Source organism: Ensifer sp. 22460 (genome assembly GCF_052044935.1).
Lineage (GTDB): Bacteria > Pseudomonadota > Alphaproteobacteria > Rhizobiales > Rhizobiaceae > Ensifer.
Genome location: NZ_JBQENZ010000004.1, coordinates 135,185 through 157,544, shown reverse-complemented (window position 1 = coordinate 157,544; position 22,360 = coordinate 135,185). Strand labels below are relative to the sequence as shown.

The 22,360-nt window shown below is 59.7% G+C and carries 27 protein-coding genes and 1 tRNA gene; 14 read left to right on the top strand and 14 right to left on the bottom strand.

What is annotated here, in order from left to right:
* The first annotated feature begins 3 nt into the window (after positions 1 to 3).
* Positions 4 to 1,233, top strand: coding sequence for an MFS transporter (locus ACTJKM_RS06655; RefSeq protein WP_058329383.1), 1,230 nt, complete (start codon positions 4 to 6; stop codon positions 1,231 to 1,233).
* A 195-nt stretch (positions 1,234 to 1,428) separates the two neighbouring features.
* Positions 1,429 to 3,564 carry a sodium-translocating pyrophosphatase gene (locus ACTJKM_RS06650; RefSeq protein ID WP_058329382.1) on the top strand — a complete coding sequence of 712 codons (2,136 nt, stop codon included), beginning with the start codon at positions 1,429 to 1,431 and terminating at the stop codon, positions 3,562 to 3,564.
* A gap of 69 nt (positions 3,565 to 3,633) precedes the next feature.
* Here ACTJKM_RS06650 and ACTJKM_RS06645 read toward each other — a convergent pair whose 3' ends face one another.
* Entirely contained in the window at positions 3,634 to 4,143 is a 510-nt protein-coding gene (locus ACTJKM_RS06645) for an outer membrane protein assembly factor BamE (protein ID WP_057252891.1), read from the bottom strand.
* A gap of 138 nt (positions 4,144 to 4,281) precedes the next feature.
* Here ACTJKM_RS06645 and ACTJKM_RS06640 point away from each other — a divergent pair, with 138 nt between their 5' ends.
* From ACTJKM_RS06640 to ACTJKM_RS06615, 6 genes are all read left to right on the top strand, one after another.
* Positions 4,282 to 4,821: a ubiquinol-cytochrome C chaperone family protein gene (locus ACTJKM_RS06640; RefSeq protein WP_058329381.1), complete on the top strand. Its 540-nt coding sequence runs from the start codon at positions 4,282 to 4,284 to the stop codon at positions 4,819 to 4,821.
* Positions 4,822 to 4,925: 104 nt separating this feature from the next.
* Positions 4,926 to 5,477 carry a YceD family protein gene (locus tag ACTJKM_RS06635; RefSeq protein ID WP_057252561.1) on the top strand — a complete coding sequence of 184 codons (552 nt, stop codon included), beginning with the start codon at positions 4,926 to 4,928 and terminating at the stop codon, positions 5,475 to 5,477.
* 201 nt (positions 5,478 to 5,678) lie between these two features.
* Positions 5,679 to 6,737 carry a phosphate acyltransferase PlsX gene (gene plsX / locus ACTJKM_RS06630; protein ID WP_058320505.1) on the top strand — a complete coding sequence of 353 codons (1,059 nt, stop codon included), beginning with the start codon at positions 5,679 to 5,681 and terminating at the stop codon, positions 6,735 to 6,737.
* Between the two features lie 4 nt (positions 6,738 to 6,741).
* On the top strand, positions 6,742 to 7,713 hold the full coding sequence (locus ACTJKM_RS06625) for a beta-ketoacyl-ACP synthase III (protein ID WP_057252559.1): 972 nt from the start codon (positions 6,742 to 6,744) through the stop codon (positions 7,711 to 7,713).
* Positions 7,714 to 7,805: 92 nt separating this feature from the next.
* The gene (locus tag ACTJKM_RS06620) at positions 7,806 to 8,144 is read left to right on the top strand and encodes an integration host factor subunit alpha (RefSeq protein ID WP_057252557.1); all 339 of its coding nucleotides are present in this window, start codon (positions 7,806 to 7,808) and stop codon (positions 8,142 to 8,144) included.
* Between the two features lie 139 nt (positions 8,145 to 8,283).
* Positions 8,284 to 8,820: a MerR family transcriptional regulator gene (locus tag ACTJKM_RS06615; RefSeq protein ID WP_057252555.1), complete on the top strand. Its 537-nt coding sequence runs from the start codon at positions 8,284 to 8,286 to the stop codon at positions 8,818 to 8,820.
* A gap of 302 nt (positions 8,821 to 9,122) precedes the next feature.
* Here ACTJKM_RS06615 and ACTJKM_RS06610 read toward each other — a convergent pair whose 3' ends face one another.
* Entirely contained in the window at positions 9,123 to 9,287 is a 165-nt protein-coding gene (locus tag ACTJKM_RS06610; RefSeq protein WP_093232207.1) for a hypothetical protein, read from the bottom strand.
* A 308-nt stretch (positions 9,288 to 9,595) separates the two neighbouring features.
* Here ACTJKM_RS06610 and ACTJKM_RS06605 point away from each other — a divergent pair.
* The 4 genes from ACTJKM_RS06605 to ACTJKM_RS06590 all read left to right on the top strand — a co-directional run bounded on the left by ACTJKM_RS06605 (position 9,596) and on the right by ACTJKM_RS06590 (position 12,156).
* A tRNA-Pro gene (locus ACTJKM_RS06605) sits at positions 9,596 to 9,672 on the top strand.
* A gap of 106 nt (positions 9,673 to 9,778) precedes the next feature.
* Entirely contained in the window at positions 9,779 to 10,315 is a 537-nt protein-coding gene (locus tag ACTJKM_RS06600) for a DUF6456 domain-containing protein (RefSeq protein WP_440660069.1), read from the top strand.
* A gap of 297 nt (positions 10,316 to 10,612) precedes the next feature.
* The gene (locus ACTJKM_RS06595; RefSeq protein WP_440660068.1) at positions 10,613 to 11,191 is read left to right on the top strand and encodes a DUF6932 family protein; all 579 of its coding nucleotides are present in this window, start codon (positions 10,613 to 10,615) and stop codon (positions 11,189 to 11,191) included.
* A complete protein-coding gene (locus tag ACTJKM_RS06590) occupies positions 11,191 to 12,156 on the top strand; it encodes a hypothetical protein (protein WP_440660067.1) in 966 nt (321 codons plus the stop codon). Before ACTJKM_RS06595 ends, ACTJKM_RS06590 begins: the two co-directional genes overlap by 1 nt.
* A 68-nt stretch (positions 12,157 to 12,224) precedes the next feature.
* Here the strand turns inward: ACTJKM_RS06590 and ACTJKM_RS06585 are convergent, their stop codons facing one another.
* Together ACTJKM_RS06585 and ACTJKM_RS06580 are read right to left on the bottom strand one after the other, a co-directional pair.
* Complete coding sequence (locus tag ACTJKM_RS06585; RefSeq protein WP_440660065.1) at positions 12,225 to 12,749, bottom strand: hypothetical protein; 525 nt, start codon at positions 12,747 to 12,749, stop codon at positions 12,225 to 12,227.
* Between the two features lie 332 nt (positions 12,750 to 13,081).
* A complete protein-coding gene (locus tag ACTJKM_RS06580; RefSeq protein WP_440660064.1) occupies positions 13,082 to 13,330 on the bottom strand; it encodes a hypothetical protein in 249 nt (82 codons plus the stop codon).
* Between the two features lie 361 nt (positions 13,331 to 13,691).
* Between ACTJKM_RS06580 and ACTJKM_RS06575 the strand changes: the two genes are divergently transcribed.
* Both ACTJKM_RS06575 and ACTJKM_RS06570 read left to right on the top strand, forming a co-directional pair.
* Entirely contained in the window at positions 13,692 to 14,120 is a 429-nt protein-coding gene (locus tag ACTJKM_RS06575) for a hypothetical protein (protein ID WP_440660063.1), read from the top strand.
* Between the two features lie 30 nt (positions 14,121 to 14,150).
* Positions 14,151 to 14,513, top strand: a complete 363-nt coding sequence (locus tag ACTJKM_RS06570; RefSeq protein WP_440660061.1) for a hypothetical protein — start codon at positions 14,151 to 14,153, stop codon at positions 14,511 to 14,513.
* 38 nt (positions 14,514 to 14,551) lie between these two features.
* On the opposite strand, the gene ACTJKM_RS06565 is transcribed toward ACTJKM_RS06570, so the two are convergent.
* The 10 genes from ACTJKM_RS06565 to ACTJKM_RS06520 form a co-directional block, all read right to left on the bottom strand.
* Complete coding sequence (locus ACTJKM_RS06565; RefSeq protein ID WP_440660059.1) at positions 14,552 to 14,758, bottom strand: hypothetical protein; 207 nt, start codon at positions 14,756 to 14,758, stop codon at positions 14,552 to 14,554.
* The gene (locus tag ACTJKM_RS06560) at positions 14,755 to 14,958 is read right to left on the bottom strand and encodes a hypothetical protein (RefSeq protein ID WP_440660058.1); all 204 of its coding nucleotides are present in this window, start codon (positions 14,956 to 14,958) and stop codon (positions 14,755 to 14,757) included. The genes ACTJKM_RS06565 and ACTJKM_RS06560 overlap by 4 nt, the downstream gene beginning before the upstream one ends.
* Positions 14,959 to 14,975: 17 nt before the next feature.
* A complete protein-coding gene (locus ACTJKM_RS06555; protein WP_440660056.1) occupies positions 14,976 to 16,001 on the bottom strand; it encodes a phage major capsid family protein in 1,026 nt (341 codons plus the stop codon).
* An 89-nt stretch (positions 16,002 to 16,090) separates the two neighbouring features.
* Positions 16,091 to 16,447 carry a hypothetical protein gene (locus ACTJKM_RS06550; protein ID WP_440660055.1) on the bottom strand — a complete coding sequence of 119 codons (357 nt, stop codon included), beginning with the start codon at positions 16,445 to 16,447 and terminating at the stop codon, positions 16,091 to 16,093.
* Positions 16,444 to 17,001, bottom strand: a complete 558-nt coding sequence (locus ACTJKM_RS06545; RefSeq protein WP_440660053.1) for a DUF3102 domain-containing protein — start codon at positions 16,999 to 17,001, stop codon at positions 16,444 to 16,446. The genes ACTJKM_RS06550 and ACTJKM_RS06545 overlap by 4 nt, the downstream gene beginning before the upstream one ends.
* Positions 17,002 to 17,065: 64 nt before the next feature.
* Positions 17,066 to 18,328 carry a DUF3631 domain-containing protein gene (locus tag ACTJKM_RS06540; protein ID WP_440660051.1) on the bottom strand — a complete coding sequence of 421 codons (1,263 nt, stop codon included), beginning with the start codon at positions 18,326 to 18,328 and terminating at the stop codon, positions 17,066 to 17,068.
* Positions 18,325 to 18,795 carry a hypothetical protein gene (locus ACTJKM_RS06535; protein WP_440660050.1) on the bottom strand — a complete coding sequence of 157 codons (471 nt, stop codon included), beginning with the start codon at positions 18,793 to 18,795 and terminating at the stop codon, positions 18,325 to 18,327. The genes ACTJKM_RS06540 and ACTJKM_RS06535 overlap by 4 nt, the downstream gene beginning before the upstream one ends.
* A 170-nt stretch (positions 18,796 to 18,965) precedes the next feature.
* Entirely contained in the window at positions 18,966 to 19,283 is a 318-nt protein-coding gene (locus ACTJKM_RS06530) for a helix-turn-helix transcriptional regulator (RefSeq protein ID WP_440660049.1), read from the bottom strand.
* A gap of 246 nt (positions 19,284 to 19,529) precedes the next feature.
* Positions 19,530 to 21,035, bottom strand: coding sequence for a tyrosine-type recombinase/integrase (locus ACTJKM_RS06525; RefSeq protein ID WP_440660047.1), 1,506 nt, complete (start codon positions 21,033 to 21,035; stop codon positions 19,530 to 19,532).
* Positions 21,036 to 21,165: 130 nt separating this feature from the next.
* Positions 21,166 to 22,359, bottom strand: coding sequence for a glycosyltransferase family 4 protein (locus tag ACTJKM_RS06520; RefSeq protein WP_058321521.1), 1,194 nt, complete (start codon positions 22,357 to 22,359; stop codon positions 21,166 to 21,168).
* Between the last annotated feature and the right edge of the window lies 1 nt (position 22,360).

The following is a 22,360-nucleotide window of genomic DNA, read 5'->3' as shown; positions in this document are numbered from 1 at the left end:
TTTATGGTTGCGGTTGCTGCGGATGACATGGGGGCCACCCTTCGCGAAGCGCGCCGCAACGTTTTCCATCTGACTGCCGCGCAGGCCATTCTCGGCGTCGTCGGACCGATCTGCTTCTCCATCGGCGGTGTCGCCGGCTACCAGTTGCTGGCGGAAGACAAGTCGCTGGCAACAGCACCTCTCACCGCCTTCAACGTCGGCATGGCGCTTGGCGTCGTGCTGGTCGCGATGCTCTCGCGCCTGATCGGCCGCCGGTTTGCCTTCATGACCGGGACCGGTATCGCTGCCGCAGGCGCGGCGCTCGCCGCCGTCGCGCTCTTCCGGGAAAGCTTCTGGCTCTTCGCCTTTGCTCTCGCGATGCTCGGCTCGTCGAACGGTTTCACCCAAAAGCTGCGTTTCGCCGCCGCCGATGCTTCCCCGTCGTTCTACAAACCCAAGGCGATCTCGCTGATCCTTGGCGGCGGTATCGTTTCGGCCGTGCTCGGTCCCCAGATCGTCATCTTTGCCGGCGACCTGTTCGCGCCCGTCGCCTTTGCCGGCGCCTTCGTCGTGCTGCTGCCGATCTGTCTGCTTGCTGCGTTCTTTTTCGCACCCCTGCGGCTGCCCGAACCGGGTGCGATGGTCAAAGATCACCACCATGAGGCCGCGCGTCCTCTCGGCGCGATCGTACGCAGCCAGCGCTTCGCCACCGGCATGGTCTGCGGCATCTCCAGCTATGCGCTGATGACCTTCATGATGACCGGTGCTCCCGTCGAGATGGTGGTGGGCTGCGGGTTTTCGACCGAGCTCGCGACGCTCGGCATCCAGTGGCATGTGCTGGCGATGTTCGCCCCGAGCTTCTTCACCGGCTGGCTGATCAGCCGCTTCGGCGCCGAGCGTATCGTCGGCTGCGGCCTGCTTCTCCTGATGGCCTGTGCGACTGTGGCGCATATGGGTATCGAACTCTGGAACTTCTGGGGTGCGCTGGTGCTGCTCGGCCTCGGCTGGAATTTCGGCTTCATCGGCTCGACGGCGATCGTCGCCAGCAGCTACCGTCCGCAGGAAGCCGACAAGGTCCAGGCTTTCCACGACATCATCCTCTTCACCACCGTGGCGCTTTCGTCCTTTGCCTCGGGCAAAGTGCTGTCTGCCTATGGATGGGACATGCTGAACGCGGTCGTGTGGCCAGTCACCATCGTCTGCCTGGTACTTCTGCTGCTCCTGAAGCGCACACCGCGGAAGGCCGCCGCCTAACTCCATTCTCCCGACATTCAAAGTCGCCGGAGCGCCTTCTCACTGGCGTTTTCCGGGGCTTGACGATCTCCCGTTGCAACCGCACTCTGGCCGCGCCGTGGGGGGTGCTGCTTGAGGAGGTGGCGCGTGATTCGCGGTTTTGAGGGGCCCGTGGCCGGGAGTGAGTCCGCGGGTTGTAACGGAGGGTAATGCGAAATGACCATTTTATTGGGCGTTATCGCATGCGGGTTGCTCGCGGTGGTTTATGCCATCTGGGCAACACAGTCGGTGATGGCCGCCGACCAGGGGAACGCCCGCATGCAAGAAATCGCAGGCTACATTCGTGAAGGGGCGCAGGCCTATCTCACGCGTCAGTACAAGACCATTGCCATCGTCGGTGTTGTCGTTTTCATCGCCGCTTGGGTTCTTCTTTCTTCCGCCGCCGCTTTCGGCTTTCTGGTCGGTGCGATCCTTTCGGGCGCTGCGGGCTTCATCGGCATGCATGTTTCTGTTCGGGCAAACGTCCGCACTGCCCAGGCGGCTTCCGTCAGCCTTGCCTCCGGCCTCGACATCGCTTTCAAGTCAGGCGCGATTACCGGCCTTCTCGTAGCGGGCCTGGCGCTTCTCGGCGTCTCCGTCTACTACGTCGTCCTCACGGCCGGCCTCGGGCATGAGCCCGCCTCGCGCGAAGTCATCGACGCGCTGGTCGCGCTCGGTTTCGGCGCTTCTCTGATTTCCATCTTCGCCCGTCTCGGCGGCGGCATCTTCACCAAGGGTGCCGACGTTGGCGGCGATCTCGTCGGCAAGGTGGAGGCCGGCATTCCGGAAGACGATCCGCGCAATCCGGCAACGATTGCCGATAACGTCGGCGACAATGTCGGCGATTGCGCCGGCATGGCGGCCGACCTGTTCGAGACCTACGCCGTCTCGGTCGTCGCGACCATGGTGCTGGCGGCGATCTTCTTCGCCGGCACGCCGCTGCTCGCGACGGTCATGGTCTATCCGCTGGCCATCTGCGCAGCCTGCATCATCACTTCGATCATCGGCACCTTCTTCGTCAAGCTCGGTACCAACAATTCGATCATGGGCGCTCTCTACAGGGGTCTGATCGTCACCGGCGTGTTGTCGATCCTCGGTCTCGGCGCAGCCACGTCCTTTACGATCGGATGGGGCACCATTGGTACGGTTGACGGCAAGGACATCACCGGCTGGAATCTGTTTTTCTGTGGCATTCTCGGCCTGGTCGTGACGGCCCTGATCGTGGTGATCACGGAATATTATACCGGCACCAACAAACGGCCGGTGAACTCGATCGCCCAGGCTTCGGTCACCGGCCATGGCACCAACGTGATCCAGGGGCTTGCCGTCTCGCTGGAATCGACGGCCCTGCCGGCGATCGTCATCGTTGGCGGCATCATCTTCACCTACCAACTCGCCGGCCTCTTCGGGACCGGCATCGCCGTCACCGCCATGCTCGGCCTTGCCGGTATGATTGTGGCACTCGATGCCTTCGGTCCGGTGACGGATAATGCCGGCGGCATCGCGGAAATGTCGCATCTGCCGCCGGAAGTGCGCAAATCCACCGATGCGCTCGATGCTGTCGGCAACACGACCAAGGCCGTCACCAAGGGTTACGCGATCGGTTCGGCCGGTCTCGGCGCGCTGGTGCTCTTCGCGGCCTATTCGAACGACCTCCGCTACTTTGCGGCGAATGGTGACAAGTACCCGTACTTTGCCGATGTGGGCCAGATCTCCTTCGATCTCTCCAACCCCTACGTTGTGGCAGGCCTGATCTTCGGCGGTCTCATCCCCTACCTCTTCGGCGGTATCGCGATGACGGCGGTCGGCCGTGCGGCCGGATCCATCGTTGAGGAGGTTCGTCGACAGTTCCGCGAAAAACCCGGCATCATGGAAGGCACGGAGCGGCCGGACTATGGTCGCGCCGTCGACCTTCTGACGAAGGCGGCGATCCGTGAAATGGTCGTTCCCTCGCTGCTGCCGGTGCTCGCACCTATCGTCGTCTACTTTGGCGTGCTGCTTCTGTCGGGCTCGAAGGCCTCGGCCTTCGCAGCACTCGGCGCATCGCTTCTCGGTGTCATCGTCAACGGCCTCTTCGTGGCGATCTCGATGACGTCGGGCGGCGGCGCCTGGGACAATGCCAAGAAGAGCTTCGAGGATGGCTTCGTCGACAAGAATGGCGAGCGTCATCTCAAGGGCTCGGAGGCGCACAAGGCATCCGTCACCGGCGACACGGTGGGCGATCCCTACAAGGATACGGCCGGTCCGGCGGTGAACCCGGCGATCAAGATCACCAACATCGTGGCGCTGCTGCTTCTGGCCGTCCTCGCCTGATCGCATCGCTGAAACGAAAAAGGCCCGCGGAAGAGACTTCCGCGGGCCTTTTGCTTTGTGACGGGTGAACTACTTGCTGCCGAAGTCCTTGAACAGGCTCTTTGCGGCAGCCTGTCCGGCACCTGGTCCGCTCAACAGCTGGCCGAGGAAGCTCGTTTCCTTGCCGCCGGTCGGCGTCGTGCGCGACAGCATGTCGAAGACCTTGCCATCCTTCAGCGTGTAATGGGCGAGCTGGCTGACAGTACCTTCCTTGTCGAAGTAAACGGCGAGGATCGACTGGTCGACCAGCTGAGGCTTCATGAAGGCGACGGGACGCTTGCGGGTCTGCGAAATGTAGTAGAACACTTCGTTGTCGAAGGTCGCGGTCGTCGACGGGGTGCCGAGCGACAGGAGCACCTGCTCGCGGCTGGAGCCGACCGGAACGAGGTTTAGCGTTTCCTGGTCAACCACATAACCCTGATGAAGGACTTCACCGACATTGGCGGACTGGCAGGCTGAAAGGGTGAGACCGGCGATGGTAGCTACGGCCGCCACGCGGCCTAGGGTTTTAAAATTTTTTCTCAAATACCGCTTCGTCAACGACAGCTCCCCTTGGAGAAACGATGGCAGATCCGCCATTGCAATTCGTGCCTGCTTCGGTAAACCAGCTTCGGCTGTCATGCAACAACGGGATGGGCGCTTGCGCGCATTTCGAGAAAGCCAAGCCCGAGCTTTGTGATGATTTTTGGACTGTTCAAAAGAAAAAGCGGCAATGCCGCGATTGTCGAGCGTCAGTATGCACTGCTGACGTCGGCCGCGCGCCAACCTTATCTCTACACCGACCTCGATGTGCCGGACACGGTCATGGGGCGGTTCGAGATGCTGTCGGCTGTGCTGATCCTCTACTTCCGCCGCACCCGTGCTTCGGCAAGGCCCGGCCAGGAAATCGCGCAGGAGATCATCGACGCTTTCTTCGAGGACGTCGATCACTCGATCCGCGAACTCGGCGTGGGCGATGCCGGCGTTCCGAAGAAGATGAAGAAGCTGGCCGGCATGTATTACGGTCGCCTCGAGTCCTACGCGGCAGCGCTGGAAGCGAAGGATACGGCCGCCTTGGCAGCGGCACTCAAGCGTAACTTTCATCCGGAAGGCGGCGATGCAGCACCCTCGATGGAGGCGCTTGCAGCCTATCTGCTGACTGTCGAGGCGCACCTCGCCGACATTGCCGAAGAGGTTGTCGAGGCCGGTCAGTTGCAGATTCCATCCGCTGGCGTTTAATAGAGCGGTTATTAAGAGATATCAGCGCCGCGAGCCGGAACCCGGGCGGCAGCTGCATTCGCGACTGGGCGGCATCAATCGCCCTGGCGAGGAAGGATCCGATCATGAAAGACGATAGCCAGCCGGCCTTCTCCTATCCGGTGAAGGTGGGGCATATCTCGGCGAACGCTGTCAGCGTGCAGCTTTCAGCAAACGAGCGGGAAAGGGCGGCATTGGCGAAGCTCTGGGGCGTCAGGGACGTGCTGTCGCTCAGCGCAGAGTTGCAGATCGCGCGCTGGAAGAAGGATGGCGTCAAGATCAAGGGCGATGTCACGGCCCGCATCGTGCAAAGCTGCGTGGTGACGCTCGAGCCCGTCGAGGCCGACATCCATGAACCGGTCGAAGCGATCCTGGTTCCCGAAGGATCGCGGCTCGCCCGCCAGGCGAGCAACGACGGCGGCGAGATGATTCTCGACCCGGATGGTCCCGACATCCCCGACACGTTCACGGGCGACACGATCGATGCCGGCGTCGTCGTCAGCGAGCAGGTGGCGCTTGCCATCGACCCCTATCCGCGCAAGCCGGGTGCGGCTTTCGGCGAGCGAATCGAGAGCACCTCAGCGGACGACAAGAAGCCGAACCCGTTTGCTGTCCTGAAGGACTGGAAAAAGGACTGAGGCCGCGAAAGCCTCTTCTATAATTCGGTTGTCACGCAAAGGAAAAGCAGTATTTTGGCCCCAAACCGGCCAAAAGAGCCGTGAAGCGATCTGCCGCGTGCTTGGCTCAAGCGTCAGAAGCAATATGTTTCGTCATTGCGTCCCAGGTGAGTGCGCCACGACGGCACGTGTTGTGTGGCAGAAATGAAGGATAAGACACGCGTGGTCAGAATTTCACTTGACGTGATGGGTGGCGACTATGGTCCCGAAGTCGTCATCCCGGGTGCCGCAAGAGCGCTCGAGCGTCATCCGGACATCAAGTTCGTGTTGTTCGGTATCGAAGCGCAATGCGCGGAACTCTTGGGAAAATATCCGAAGCTCAAGGCCAGCAGCACCTTTTACGATTGTGAAATCGCCGTGGCGATGGACGAGAAGCCGAGCCAGGCGCTTCGCCGCGGCCGCGGCAAATCGAGCATGTGGAAGGCGATCGACGCGATCAATGCCGGCGAGGCCGATGTCGTCGTTTCGGCCGGCAATACCGGCGCGCTCATGGCCATGTCGGTCTTCTGTCTGCGCACGATGCAGGGGATCCAGCGCCCGGCGATCGCTGCCATCTGGCCGACGCTGAAGGGCGAGAGCATCGTGCTCGACGTCGGCGCGACGATCGGTGCGGATGCGCAGCAACTCATGGACTTCGCGCTGATGGGCGGCGCCATGGCGCGGGCCCTCTTCGAGATCGAACGACCGATGGTTGGGCTTCTCAACGTCGGTGTCGAGGAAATCAAGGGACAGGAAGAGGTCAAGGAAGCTGGCCGCCTGATCCGTGAAGCCAATATCGATGGCTTTGACTATTACGGTTTCGTCGAAGGCGACGACATCGGCCGTGGGACGGTCGACGTCGTTGTGACCGAAGGCTTTTCCGGCAATATCGCGCTGAAGGCAGCCGAAGGCACCGCGCGCCAGATTGCCGAATATCTGCGCGCTGCAATGTCGCGCACCCTGCTTGCCAAGATCGGCTACATCCTGGCCAAGGGTGCGTTCGATCGCCTGCGCGAGAAGATGGATCCCAGGAAGGTCAACGGTGGTGTATTCCTTGGCCTCAATGGCGTCGTGATCAAGAGCCATGGTGGTGCGGATGCCGAAGGTTTCGCAGCCGCGATCGATGTCGGCTACGACATGGTGAAGAATGGCCTGAAGTCGAAGATCGAGCTCGATCTGGCGAAGTACCATGGTGCAGAACCGCCGCAGGCCCTTTCCGCCGGCATGAATGATGAGGTTTGAATAGATGATCCGTTCCGTCGTCCGCGGCTTCGGCGCAGCTTTGCCGAAGCGCGTTGTTACCAATCAGGAGCTGGAATCCAAGGTCGATACGTCCGATGAGTGGATTGTGCAGCGCACCGGCATCCGGCAGCGCCACATCGCCGGCGAGGGCGAAACGACCGCGTCGCTCGGCGAAGGCGCCGCGCGCGCCGCACTCGCCAATGCCGGGCTTACGCCAGATGACATCGACCTCATCATCCTGGCGACCTCGACTCCGGACAACACGTTTCCGGCAACCGCCGTCAATATCCAGGATCGCCTTGGCATGCGCCATGGCGCAGCCTTCGATATGCAGGCCGTTTGTTCCGGCTTCGTCTATGCGGTGACGACGGCCGACGCCTACATCCGCGGCGGTCTTGCCAAGCGCGTGCTGGTGATCGGCTCGGAGACGTTCTCGCGCATCCTCGACTGGAGCGACCGGACGACCTGCGTGCTCTTCGGCGACGGCGCCGGTGCCATCATCCTGGAAGCCCAGGAAGGCGAGGGTACGAATGCCGACCGTGGCGTGCTGACGGCGAAGCTTCGCTCGGACGGCGCCCATCGCGACAAGCTCTATGTCGATGGTGGTCCTTCGACCACGGGAACGGTGGGCCATCTCAAGATGGAAGGCCGCGAAGTCTTCAAGCACGCGGTCGGCATGATCACCGACGTTATCGAGGCAGCCTTCGAGGCGACCGGCACGACGGCCGAGGACATCGATTGGCTTGTGCCGCACCAGGCCAACCGTCGCATCATCGATGGCTCGGCCAAGAAGCTCTGCATCCCGCTCGATAAGGTTGTGGTGACAGTCGATCTCCATGGCAACACCTCCGCGGCGTCCATTCCGCTGGCCCTGAACACCGCGGCGGCCGATGGCCGGATCAAAAAGGGCGATCTCGTTCTGCTCGAAGCCATGGGTGGTGGCTTCACTTGGGGCTCCGTTCTGATACGCTGGTAAAAAATGCTGAGGCAACGCAGGCGCTTGACCACAATAGGCAAGGGCAATAGTCTTCGGTCGCTGATCGGCGTGCCAGACGTTGGTGGGGGAAGATGAGCGGAAAAACAGTAACACGAGCAGACTTGGCTGAGTCGGTTTTTCGCAAGGTAGGTCTGTCACGGACAGAGTCTGCCGAGTTGGTGGAAACCGTCATTGACGAAATATGCAACGCAATCGTGCGTGGCGAGAGCGTGAAGCTGTCTTCTTTCGCGACCTTCCAGGTCCGCGACAAGAACGAACGCATCGGGCGAAACCCGAAGACCGGCGAGGAAGTGCCGATCTCGCCGCGCCGTGTGATGACCTTCAAGGCGTCCAACGTGCTCAAGCAGCGCGTGCTGAAGGCCCATCTCAGCCGTAGGGCGAAGCAGAAGCCGGCATCTCCCGCGGCGTGAAGTCATGGTGTCAGCCACAAATGTGGTTGAAAACCCATCCATAAGCCGTTGAAATGGACCCGATTCGTGCCATCATCGGTATGATATCGGTTCATTGCGGCCCGCGAGCGTGAGTCGCGTGACATGGATTGGGAACCACATGGAAAAGAGCCCGGACGCTTTCCGCACCATCAGCGAGGTCGCCGACGACCTCGATCTGCCGCAGCATGTTCTGCGCTTCTGGGAAACCCGTTTCCAGCAGATCAAGCCGATGAAGCGCGGCGGCGGTCGTCGCTATTATCGGCCGGAGGATGTCGATCTCCTGAAGGGTATCCGGCATCTGCTCTATGATCACGGCTACACCATCAAGGGCGTGCAGAAGCTGTTGAAAACCAACGGCAACAAGTTCGTTGCCGCCATTGCCAGCGGCGATCTCGCAACCGTCGAAGCGCTTGCGGCGTCGAGCAACGAGGAGCCGGCACCGCCCAAGGCCGGCGTTTCGGAAGAAGATCAGATCGTCGGCCGCGCCAAGGCACCGGCGAGCCGCCGCTTCTTCTCGTTCGGCGGCGGCAGCGACGACGTGCCGGAAATCTCGCTCGGCAAATCGTCGTCCGTCGGCAAGGAAGACCGGGCGCTGCTGCAGGAGGCGCTCTACGATCTCCTGGAATGCAAACGCCTGCTCGATCAGGTGCGCTGAGAGTACCGCGGTCGCCTACCAAGCGCGTGCTCGTCCGACGAGGCGCCCCGCCTTCAAGACCATAGGAAAATTGACCGACGACGCAGGCGTGACGCTTGCGCGGTCGTGGGTCGCATAACAGTCAGCCGACGGTTCCGGCCGAGCAATCGGGAATACTCGTTCGATCGTCAGTTTGTGAGATTGGCGGCTCGCATTCAAATGCTGCAGGCCCAAGGGAAGGGGCAAACCGCATGCATTGACGTGAGCGACTGAGGGATGCCCACAGGGCCCGTGTTCTGTCGCTCACACTAAAGTTGCCGCGTTTAGTAGGACATACGGAAACCACCGGGGCTGGATGCGGAAACATCAGGCTGCGGATAGGGGCCGTTCCACTGCGCGTAGGTTGTGTTGGTCGAACCGGACGTCGCGCATCCGGACAGCGTCAGGACGACAAGTGCGGTTACGGCCATCAGAGATTTAAGAGGCATGGTCTACTCCTGAAAGGGAGGCTCCAGGCCTCAAGGGCCAGTACCAAACTGTCCCTCAAATCGGTTGTGATGGCAAGCTCACGTTACGTCAGGGCAGCGTTTCCAACGATGTGATTTCAGGTTTGGTGAAGGTTCCATTGCGATCGAGGATCGCCGATCCATGGGCGATCTTCCGACAAAATGGACTTTTCTTCTGATCGACCCGCCGAGTGCCCGCAGCTTTTCCACGCCGGAGATTTCTTTTTCACGCCGAGTTCGAAATTCCCGCTTGCGCTCTAAGCGCTGGTTATATAGGGGTTTCCTCGGTTCGGAGCGTAGCGCAGCCCGGTAGCGCACTTGACTGGGGGTCAAGGGGTCGTGGGTTCGAATCCCGCCGCTCCGACCATTTAAACCCTTGCAAACAAAGGGTTTTCTAAGGACCGGGAAAACCTCGAAAGAGGCAAAATAGAAAAATTGGGTCCATTTTGGGTCCAAAAATGGCAATGCGGAGGGTGACGATTCGCCCCCGCCATGGCATTCTTTGCGGCATGTCCACCCCGTCGAAAATCAAACTTCGCCCCGTAACCGTCGCGAATCCGTACTATTCGCGCGCCCATCCCGAAGGCGTGACGAACCCTTCGACCATCTCCGCCGTCATCAACGTCCGCGAATCGGCCGTCACCACGCTTGCGACGCGCGGCGTCCTCGACGCGGCTCAGGTAGCCGCTGCTGATCGGTTCCGGCGCCTCTTCGAGGCGATGGGCGGCAAGGGAGCCGGCGCTATCGATTACGGCCGGGAACCGGTGGACGGTGGGACGACACGGGAGCCGATCACTGAGCGGCAGGTCAGCGCGGGCAAGGAACTGGCGCGATGTCGGGAGCTTCTCGGCGCCCGCCTCTACTGGCTAGTCTCAGCGGTCTGTGGCGAAGGACGCGCACTTCATGAAGTAGTAGGTGACGGCAAGCGGGACCGGCTTACAGCAGCCGACATGCTGCGGATGGCCCTCGATGATCTTTGCGGGATGTGGAGACTAGTAACGCGGCGCTGATGCCTTGCCTTGCCGCCCAGGGACGCCGACAGCGCGGTTCCGGGCCTCGGCCGGAGGAAGATGCCGCCGTGCGGAATGGCCGCATAGGGCCACCTTCATTGGCGAGGTTCCTGTTGATCCCGGCCTCGGCGAGCATGGCCCGAACTTTTAGCCTTTTGAGACATCGCGACCCGCGCACGGTGAGCGCAAATCGGGTCAAGGCTCACGCTGGCAATGGGTTCCTAGCCAAACTGTTGGTTAACCGTTTTCGCCGTATGATTGCTCGATCGCGCTAATATACACCTGAGGCTGCCTGCCGTGCCAATTCCTGACTTCGACGCCCGAGGGCTAATTCCACCGGTTGATATGCAGAACCCAGCCGGACCGGAGCGGTCACCCTACTTCGCAACCATGGGCGAATTGGTCCACCGCTTCGGCACCACTCCTCATCGTCGGGGCCTATTACGCAACCTTATCGCTTACCGGCGGTTACTTGCCCAAGACGGTTACGAGACGGGCGTACAGTTTATCGACGGCAGCTTCGTGGAAAACGTTGAGTTGGTTGGAAATCGCGATCCGGGTGATATCGACGTGTTTAGTCTGGTGAAGGTTCCCGAAAAATACCTTGCCGAGTTCGAGCTTTGGGAGAATCATGGTTCCTCGTATTGGATGAACGAAATCATCAACAGAGCGTTAAACAAAGCTCGGTTTTCTTTGGATACGTTCGCGATCATCGTTGATGACCAGGTGCCTATATTCGATGCGATGAACGATATAATGTACTGGTACGGGCTCTTTTCCCATCAGCGAGACACGCTCCACTGGAAGGGCTTTGTCGCCTTGGACGTAAATGCGGCTGACGATGCCGCTGCACTCGAACTACTGGAGGGGTTGTGATGCCAGATCTACTATCGCTCGAATCCCTCGAAAACGATCGGAAATTTGTCGAGCACCAGCGCGAGAAGGCATCGAAAGATCGTTGGGGCACCACAAAAATGATGTGGGATCAGCGCCTTTCAGAAATCAACGAGCGGATCGAGCAGATCAAAACTAAACCGGCAAGCCGCGCGAGTGTCGCTCTGATTTTCGACGGTCTTCCTGTAATCGGGCAAGGTGATATCAGACTCGACTTTTCTACCGAAGCGCTTGCCTCATATCAGCGGATCGTTTCTGCGGCGATGGCTAGCCAAAATGCGGAAGCAGTGGCGGCGAAAGGCAAGCTCAAGGGTGAACAGAAGTCAAAGCTGTATATTCGTGACATCGTACGCGGCTCAATGGGCTTCATTCTCGAAGAGTTAACGGCCCCTCAAACCGATATGTTCAACACACCCCTGAAAATTGCAGTTGAACAATCCACGCAGCTCATTTCAAACCTTAGTGTGGCTTCGAATGATCAGTTCTCAGCGACGCTCGAAGCCACGTCCCCAAGGCTCGTCGGCGCGCTCCAGAAGTTTACAAAGGTCCTGCGTGACGCGGGTGCTACCACGAAAATCGTGGGTGACGAACATCGCGTTGCGCTGGGGATTGAGGATATCAGCCGTTTGTCCGAACGTTTCAGTGATGTGGAGGTGACGGAAGAGGAGGTCTTTATTGACGGTGTTCTTCTCGGCATTCTACCGGACTCACATGAATTTGAGCTTCAGCTTCCAGACAATCAGGGAACTATAAAAGGAGCCGTGACGGATGATTTGACGTCCAAATATGTCACGGATCAACAGTTCAAAGAGCGGTTACTGCTTAAGCCGGTGAAAGCAATGATCAAATACACTCGTACTTTCCGCAAGGAAACTCTGATCAAGCAGCAACTGTCGCTTGAAAACCTCGAACCGCTGGTAGAGAATCCGCTTCTTGGCCGGTTCTGATAGCGATAAGTGGCCCTCTCACTATCAAAGGCCAGAAATCAAATGCGCGTAGTGCTCTCCCTCTCGGTTCAAGCAATTGGAGGCTGCGGCATCTGAAGGTATGGTCTGAACATGTCGGCGATCTTCTCCTCCGTAAGTTCATTGATCAACCACATGCCGAGGTGATAGGTCTCATCAATTCCCTCGCTCAGGAGCTTCTCTTCGTCCGGAGTCCTGTTTTCCCTCTTGTGTAATCGGTCATACTGGAGATCGAGGAACTGAAGCCTGCGTGCCTTCACCAACAGTTCCTTAATCTCCGCATGTAGCGCGGAACCGAAGAGGTATTCGGCTGCATCGAGGGCGTCCCAAATCAGCTTTCGCCCCTCGCTTTCCTGCCCTGTGAGCAGCAGGCCGCGCGCTTTTTCAACGTTCTGCTTCACCTCAAAACGCTTCTCGAACAGCGCAAGCTTAAACTCGTTCGCCTGTGTTTGTTCGTACTGCCGGTTTGCCACCTGCAGGCTGTTCTGTTGGAGCCGCACAGTTGTGACCAACCATATGAATGCCAGGGGAGAAAACGCCCCAGCGACAAAGTCACCAATTTCGTTGGGTTCCATACTGCGTAAGTGGTGGAGCCTGTTGAGAGCTGCCTGTAGTGACAGGTTGGCTCCCAACCACCATAAGAGAAGAATCCATCCAACGCTGGCGATTACAGCCCATCCTGTAGGTCCCAATCTTGGCCGTCTGAACGAGCGCGTTCTTGCCACCATCTATCTAGCTCCAGAAGATGATCCTCGCGCATTCGTATCTTTCCCTTTGGAGATTGAATAGGTGAGTTGCGCGCCTCGTTGTGTAGAACCACTAGTTCGCGGATTGATTTTCCCCTGAATACCGTCAGATTCTCCAGGGTATCGGCTTTGGGGCGGCAACCTACGAGGGATTGATCTCCTCAGCCGCGCGGCGGGGCGTATCGCGACCATCCGAAGCGGGATTGCAGCAAAAAGGTGATTGCCCGGAGCGCGACGGCGCCCCTGCCGTTGGAAAGCCGAAGAAGATGCAGGGCGAGCTTCGCCTCCAGCTTCGACGCGCCCACGTCCAACTCGTGCCGGTAGTGTCGACGCAGCGTCGTTTCGTTGATTTCGATTAGCGAGCAGATAACCGCTTGCGGCACCGCCTCAGCGGCTAGTAGCTCGACCACACGGCGGGTTGTCCCGGTGGGTTCATGCCGGGGTCGGCCGGGGGTGCCCTTCGGGTGTTTCATAGGTAGGCGGGAAAAACCGTCCTCGATATTTCGTCAGCGCCAAAAAAAATCCGTCCGTGGAAGGCTCGCGGGTCCGGTGGTGCGCGGCCTCGGTAAGTCTACACCGCCCCCCCCTGGCACGCGCGTTATTGACACATTAGTTCGTTGCAACCTATCGTCGCAAACACGAATCTCGCCAATGCCCGCCCATATGGCCGCAGCACTCTTTTTTGATGCCCGTTGGCGTTAAGCCGTGAGGGTGCCGTTTCATGCCGACCAAACTTAACAACACCTACTTAGGAAACTTGGAGGAAGTGAGATGAAGGCAGCGCACTTCCTGACGTTTTGCATGTTACTCGGCTACGGCGGTGAGGCATCCGCACAAGTCTTCAAGGGCCGGCCAAATTGCCCCGAGAACAATGGCTTCAAGACGAGCTGGCTTGATTGGGTGACGGCTCAAGAAAAGGACAATAACAACGCGTTCAAAATCGTCCTCAACAAACAATCGCCGATGATCGGCATACTCAAGCCTGGAGAATGTCACTTCGCATTCGGAAATAAGAATGGAATTCGCCTTTGCCAAATAACCGGCAAAGGCTGTCGCCTGGTGCATCTTGGTAAGATCGACGCAGAAACAAAGTCGTTCACCTATGACGAGCACACGCTTTCATTCAACGAGGCCGGCGACTTGTTCCTCCTCAACTACGGGCTCGTTGGCTCGTTCAAATGCCAACTGCGCCCCTGCTAGAGAGGGGTAGCTCGTCGAAGGAACTCGTACTTGAACGAATTTATAAGGTCCCCTTGGGCGCCGCTCGTGGCCATCGCCCTCCTGCACGTGATCATGACCGTCGTGCTTTCCTACCGGGGACAGGGCAAGCCATTTCGATTTTGGCATGGAACTATCATGGCGAGCGGTCTCACGATCAGCCTCGTTATTGGCACTTTTGTTCAGCCGTATGTCGGTTTGGCAGTGCTTGGTGCCCTGATAGCATGGGGAGGAAAGGTCGAATTCTTTGGTCCTCCGGCGCATATTGAAGGCACAGAGTACGATCCAAATGTGCTCGTGAAAATCGGACTGGCCACGATGGGATTTTTCCTAGTTCTGGCAGCGGGGAGCGTTATTTGGGAGGCTTTGGCGTAGCGAGGTCGGCGCCCTGGGTGTGTCCAATTTTTGCAAACTCACGCCTCCCTCATGAGCAGCTCCCAGCCTAATTGGCGCCATTCCACCAGCAAGTCCTCGAAGGCGTCTTCCGAGACCTGCATCGGCAAGCCGACGGAGAAGAAGAACACCTCGTCGTCGTCGTCCCAACAATAGAAGCCGATGTTCCGGCCGTCCTCGCCAAGCACGGGATCGATCTGCACGACATTATCGATGATCGTCCTCATCGTTCGGCAATCCTTGTCGGCGCCGCGAGGCGGACTACCGGCTTTGCCTTCTCCTTGGCGGGGACCTGAGCTTCCAGAAGCCGCAATCTGGCCTCCAGCGCGTCGATCCGAGCGGCGACGGGCGAGAGGTTCCGTTCGAGATAGGACTTCACGATTTCGACAACTTCGGCGCCGAATGCCCGTCCGTCAAAACCGGCCATTTGCGTGACCCTCCAGATTAGCTGACGACCGGCGCGTAGTCGGCGCCAGTGATCATCGAGACTGCGCCAGCACGCTGAAGCTCCCAGTTCATTTCCCGCTCGGAGAGGATGCCGAGCGCGTTGCACTGCCAGAGAGAAACCATCGAAGTGCCGGTGCCGGTCGTGGCGTCCTGGACAAGATCGGCGTCGAGCATTTCAATCGTGCCGTTGCGGCTCGTTCGGACCTCAGCGGCCCCTTCGCCGAGAGCGAGGGCCGACGTGTCGACAAGGATGATCGAGTCAGCAGGTGCCGAACGAGACGCGACGGCAGGAGCACCAAGCAGCTCGCCGCCACGAAGGCCTATGCCAGGGCGGTCGGCGGAAGCCAGCGAAGCCGCCACGCTCGGCGTCGTGATGAAGATCGCGCTCTCCAGATCGCCCGTGAAGTTCTCGATCAGAAGCCGGAGATCAGCGGCTGGATCGCCGCCAGCGGAGATCGGCACAACGCCGTTTGTGATCGATGCAGGCGACGCGGCAGAACCGGCATTTGCCGGGTCGAGGAGAGTCACGTCGATAGTTTCGGCCATTGACCTGAGCATGTCCCGGCGGATGACGCCCTCCGCTGCCGGATCAGAGGACGTTGCAAGCTCCTCGGTGATGACCGCAAGCGAGGCGACCTTGAGCGAGGCGAGCGAGCCGGACGTGAACGCCATCTTGCTCACCGGCTTCGGTTTGCCCTCTTGAACCCAGTAGCTGGAAGCGCCCGACGTGGCGGTCAGCATGCGTGTCCGCAGCGGAACGCGCCGAGTGCCGGCTAAGCGGCCGAGGACAGACAGTTGCTCGACCAGGCTAAAAAATTCAACTGCCGCCGCTCGGAACTCGTTCCCCATGTCGGCAAAAGTGCCGGCGCCGACTGCTCGAAGGATTCGGGCCGGTGCACTCGAAGCGCCCCATCGCGCCTCCGCAATGCCGGCGGCGTTGAGATCATCACCGTCACCGAGCGCCTTGGCGAGCGCCATGCGGGTGAAGTTCAAGCCCTTAGGGAGAATTTCGACGGAAACCATCTTGGCGATCCTGCACTTGACTGATTTGCCCAAGGATCGGCGCTTTGGAGAGAGCGCGAAAGTTCGTGACGTACCGATTTTCAGGTACGTCACGAACCGGTTCTAAGATGCTCGGCGAGCGCTTCGAGCTTGTATCGGACGCTGCGGCCAACGCGCTCAAACGGAATGGGCTGATCGGTCAGGCGACGGTTTCGCAACGTCAAGGCACTTCGGCCGAGAAGCCTTGCCGCGTCACGCTCGGCGACGGTGTCCTCGTACACCGGAATACCCAGGTCTCGCGCGTGCTGGCGGAGTTCGTCGGCGGGGTTGCCGGCTTGCGCAGCGGGCTCAGCATCCATGGTCATCAACGCCCGCTGTTCGAGAAGATCGGCGAGGCGTCTGGCCGTAGCGGCAATTTCGAGATCAAGCCGTTGCTCGATCCGGGTAAGCTGATCATCAACGGTCATGTTGCTCTCGGTGAAGTTTCTCCGATAACATTCAGCAGGAATTTCAAGCGAGCTTTATCGCCAGCGGCATTCCAGGCGCCGAACAAGGATTTAAGCTGCACCGCCTTTTGCGTGTTTTCGATTGTCACCGACGTGCACTTTTCCGTCTTCCGCTCGGCGACACATTCAGCTTTCATGACCTTGATATCGTCGAGGGTCACCGTTTCGCCGGCTGCCGCTCGCTCGATTGCCTGCTCTCGAACTTCGGGAGGCGTTGAAGCGGCTGAGAGGACGTAGAGAACGCTTGGTCGCAAATCGGCAACTTTTGCCGATTCGCCAAACTTATGGAAAACGCTCATGAAATTGCGGGCCGTCCGTTCGGACATGTTGAATTCGACCGCAATCCAATTCAGAAAATGACCATGGCCGAGTTTTTCTTTCTGCTCGGCGAGATCGCGACCAACTGCGATAATATCCTTCGATGCGTTGCGCAGGCGGGTGTTGATGCGGTCAGCCGCCTTGCGGGCTGCATCCCCGGTCTCAACCGGCACGAGCGAGTAGTCGAACGTCGTCATCGGTATCTCCTATCGTGCTCTGCATTGATGCTTGCCGCCAATACCGGGAGCCGGTTGCTCTCGCTCATCGTTCGTCCTCTGTTTCGAGTGTGACGGGTGTGACGGGCTCCATGGAAGAGAGGGGAGAGAGGTATCTCTTCCATGCATCATGGAAGTCCTCCTTGGCGTATCCCTTTGCTGTGGCTTCGCCGATACGGATGCTCCTGGAGGAAATCCCGTATTCCTTAAGCATGTTGGAAAGCTTTAAGTCACTGATAGGTCTACCTTTTAGGTCTGACCATGGGGCCTCGGAGAGTTCAACAAGAGAGGTGATGAGGGACTTGGTAAATATCCTCTCCACCGGACTCTTTCCCTCGAATCCCTTCTCCTTTTCATTCCAGATTTCCCGGATATCTGAGAGCAGGCGGACACCGAGACTTCCCCTGTCCCGCTTAGAAGCCGTCACAAGCGTCACAGCCGCAACGCGCGCCCTTTCCGGCCAGCCGCCGCCAGCCAGTTCGGCGACCGCCAACAACGGCTCCCACACGTCGGCGTCGCGATCCACAACCCCTTGCGGCATTTCAGGAATAAGGCTGCCGGCGGCCGCCGCCACCGACGCCGCCCAGCGCGCCAGACGCTCGCCAAGCTCGTGACCTTCCGGCGCATGCACCCGGCGGCGATAGGGCTCGATGCGTTCGTTCGGCGCACGCTTGCGCATGCGCACGATGACCGAGCGGCTGAGGATCGTGTCGGGAAGCTTGCCGAGGCCCGCCATGGCGACGGCGCAATAGGCGGGCAATTCCTCGGTCTCGATCCGTTTTCCCCTCACGACGCAGCGTCCGGCGACAGCTCCACGGCGGTGTCCGGCATTGAGCAGGCCGCGCAGCTCCTCGTTCTCCTTGGCGCGCGGCCCAAAAATCGTGTCGATCTCGTCATAGAGAACTGTCGGCAGCCCGGCGTCTGTGTCGCCGATCTTGCGGAAGAGATAGGCGGGTGTGACGTTGATGGCTTCAAGCGGATTGGGAACGACGAGTTCTGTCAGCTCCAGGCAGCGTGTCTTGCCGCTTCCCGGTTCCGGCGACAGGAAGCTGATGCGCGGCGTCGATTCCCAGGCGTCCATGAGATGGGTGTGGGCGATCCACAGGACGTGCGCAGTTAGGGCCTCGGAACTCGGATAGGCAATGAAACGTGCAAAGAAGCTGGCGGTCTCGTCGAGCAGCGCGGCTCCCGTCAAGACGCTAGTCTGGCCGTGCTCGACGCGGCTGGCTTCCGGCGGCGGGTCCGCCATCCTGTGCGTCTGTAGATATTCCTCAAGCTTGATCGCTTCAAAGGGCGGTTTGTCGGTCATGCCACCGCCCCCTCACGCTCGCGCAACACGTACAGCTCCGGCATCCGCGCTGGCCGCATGTGCTTCCGGTAAAGCGGCAGGAGGGATTCTTGGACGGCGATGCGCGGAACATCTCTCAGCCTGTCGAATGCGCGCCGCCAATCAATAATGACGCAACCATCGCGACCGCCTTTGAGCCAGCGAAGCGGGTTGTTGTAGATGGTCAAGTAGCCGCCGAGCGAGCAGGTTCCGGCGCTGTCGATTGCCTGTTCGCCCAACGCGAAACACCTACCGTTCCACGTCGCCAACTCGCCGCTTTCCGGCCGCCAGAAGACTGAATCATGATGCTCGACGAAATGCAGCCAAGCTGGGCCGGCCGGCTCGGGGTCGAACCTGCCGTCATCCGCTCGAACACCATGGGCGAGGCGGATCGGCTCGGGCTTAATCAGCGCGCTCGGCGGCACGCCGGCTCGGACTAGCCAGCCCAAGTATGTCGCGCTAGTAGGCCGGAGGTCGTTAGATGGACTAAACTTCGTCATCAGCGGGTCCCTTACGCGGAACCGCCGCTAAATTTGACGCAGGCCAAAACTCAGATTACTGTCTCACTTCCCCCACCACCATGAGCGAGCTTGGCGCGCGGCAAATTCTTGCGGCAGGCTCACTCAACTTGCTCAACGGTACGCGGCGGACGACCACGGCTCGGCGGCATTTCCGATTTTGTAAGTGCGGCTTCAGCACGTGCTTCGGCCTTCTTTCTCTCTCGGGCCTTCCATTCACGAATCTGGCCCATGGTGTGGAAGCGCCCTAAGATCAGCGGCGGAAACTCGCCTTTCTTGCGCTTCCGCCAGCGCGTCGTTTGCGAAAGTTTTGTGATCTCCTTGACTTCCGGCTCGTCCAGAAGACGGTCGTCTTCGTAAGCAATCGGGCGGTCAGACTCGTCATCATCAACCGCCGGTGGATCACGTTTATCGATCATTCTTCACATCCTTCGAATACCGCCCCCGCTAGTGATTTCGAAAGGATGAACGCCCCCGCAATGGAATGCAAGCTTACCAACTTGGCGGCAAGCCTTTGCTTTAATTGATAATTTCACGCAAAAATTGCGGGAAACTTCCCATAGTGTTCCGTAACGTTTTGAACAGCATTGAACCGATTCTAAAATCTACTTATGCGTGCGCCAATTTTTTTTGAGAAAGGACGGAATCCTTCCGAATGGGCCGCATTATACGCGTGCCCGGATCGGGATCACCGCGCCGGTCTCTTTCTCGCCCGACAGCAGCGCCTCGCAATGGCGCGCCCACGCCTCAAGCGCGATGCGCTTCTCACGAAGCCGATCATAGGCGTCGTAATGCTCGCCGAGCACATCGGCCTCGCGATGCGCCAACACCGCCTTGCGATCCTCACGCGGGATGCCGAGCCGCGCCAGGCCGCTGGCGCAAGTGCGTCGAAAGGCGTGCGGCGTCGGAGGATCGGCTTGCAGGCGCCGCACGATCTCGCCGTCCTCGCCGGTTGGATCGAGTGCGGGGATGATCCGCCGCAAGGCTTGCGAAAGTGAATGCCGCGCGACCCGCTCGCGATTGAGGAACCGGCTGGTAAAGATATGTTCGCCCATGGCGCGGTTCTCAGCCTTGGCCTCCGCCTGCTGGCGTGCGATCTCCCCTTTGATGACGGCAATCACTGATGATGCCAACGGCACAACATGCCGGCGGCGTCCTTTCATGCGCTCCTTCGGGATTTCGGCAAGCGCTTGACTCGGATCGTCGAGGTGCCGCAATTCCGATAGCGCCAGGCCGGCGATTTCGTTGGGTCGCTGGCCGGTCAGCGCCAGCACGTGCAGGGCCGCGCGGAGACCCGGCGCAAGCATAGCCGTCTCAATAGCGCGCCATAGTACGACGAATTCGGCATCGCTCAGAACTCGGTCAACACCTTCCTTCCGTTCCTTTGTCGGCTTCTTGGTGCCGGCCATCGGATTGACATCGAGCAGGCGCTCTTCAACGGCCCATCCGAACAGCTTCATCGCTGCCGAGCGCACTCGATTGGCCGCAACTGGCGCACGCTCAGCAATTTCAAGCAGGAGCGTCGCGCAATCAGCCGTCGTGATCGAGGCGGCGAGGCGCTTGCTCCAGGCCGAGCGGCAATCGCGATTGAGATAGCCCTTATCCTGTTCCCATGAGGATTTCAGATCGGGCAGCTTTGCAATGTAGAGATCACAAAGCCGATCAAAATCGAGCGGCGGGGTTTTCTCGTCCTGCCGACGCTTTTCGCGGATCGCCTCACGCTCGGCGGCGGGATCGGTGCCGCTACGGAACTTGCCGCGCACCGTCTCGGCCTTTCGGCGCATCTCAGCCATGGTGATGTTTGGATATTCGCCGAGCGGGAAACGTTTCTTCTTGGTTGAACCGAGCGGGCGGGCGCGGAGCGTTCCGACGATCCTGTCCGCGTAGACGCGGACCACGTAGCTGCCGATCTTGTCGTCAGAATATTCGACATGGCCCTTTTCGGGCCGCGCGACGCGTTTGGCAAAATTATCATCGAGGTGGACTACGGGCATTTTTTGCGCAGCCTTTCGGGTAACAAGGGGTCTAGGGTCCAATTTCGATTTGGGTCCACTTTGGGTCCAGTTTTTTGAAAGCCCTTGGACCCAATTGAAAAACCCTGAAAGAAATACTATCCCTAACTCCTTGCATTGCAAGGCTTTTTGAAAGTGCGCGCATTTGTCTGCAATCACTTGAAAAAGGCTTTTGCAGTTCTGGGGGTCAAGGGGTCGTGGGTTCGAATCCCGCCGCTCCGACCATTTTTCTCAATCCTCAATCCCCCATAGAGCGATTGATCTGTTTTTCATTTCCCTCTTTGCAGCGCTACTCCGCCGGCTGAAGGATTGCCGGTACGCGGCGTTTGGCGGCCGCCTTCTGATAGAGCGTTTCCGTTTGATCGAGCATCACGTCGAGGGTGAAGCGGTCTTTCAGTCTTTGCGCGATGGCGGACAGTTTTCCGAACGTTTCCGGTGTGGCGGCTTTAACCATCGTCTTGGCGAGCAGGGACGTGTCGTCACTGTTCGGCAGGATGAAGCCGTTCTGGCCATCTTCGATGACCGTGCGGGCGCCACCGATATCGGTGGCGATAATAGGCTTGCCTGCGGCCGCCCCTTCCAGCATCACGTAGGACATTGCTTCGTAGCGGCTCGGCATGACCAGAAGATCGAATGCCGGTGCGGCCTGCGGTCCGGTGAAGGCCGAGGTCAGGTGCATGCGGTTCTGCAATCCACTCTCGGCGATTGCCTTGCGCAGGCTCCTTTCGAGTTCGCCCGCGCCGACCATCACCAGATGGCTTTTTTTCACGGATGCGGCGACGCTCTGGAAAGCAGCGATCAGCCGCTCCGGCGCCTTTTGCGCCGAGAGGCGGCCAATGAAGCCGAAGACAAAGGCATCCGGCGCGATCCCGAAGCTGGCGCGAATCGTTTGCGCCATCTCGCATGAGGGCGGGGCAACGCCGTTGACGATCACCGACATCCGCTTTTCCGGCATGTTCAGCGACAGGGCGTGACGATACTCATCCTCCGAAACACAGATCAGATGGTCGGTGAGGAAGCTGGCGAGGCCCCATTCGATCGTGCCGTAGATCAGGCGACCGGCGCGGCCGAGTGTCGGGTCGAGGGTCCGGAAGGCGTGCGGGGTATAGACACGCGGAACATGGGGGCCGGGCAGCCGCAGCCGCGTCAGCGCGCCGGCCTTCGAACTGTGGCCGTGGATCATGTCGAAGTTGCCGCGGCGAATGAGGCGGTGCAATTCAAGAAAGCGGCCGATATCAGAAGGTCCCGGCGCGCGCTTCATATCGACGGCGTGGACGGCCGGCAGGCCGATTGCCTTCAATTCGCGCACGAAACCTTCCTCGGCGCGCACTGGCGAATAAACTGCCTCCACATGGTGCCCGCGCTCGTGCATGCCGCGGCAGAGGTCGAGGAAGTGTCGGCCCGAGCCGCCGCCGCTCGGCTCCAGCACTTGGAGCAGGCGCAGGGGAAGGGCCGTGCGCCGGCCCGCAACGATGTGTTCCATG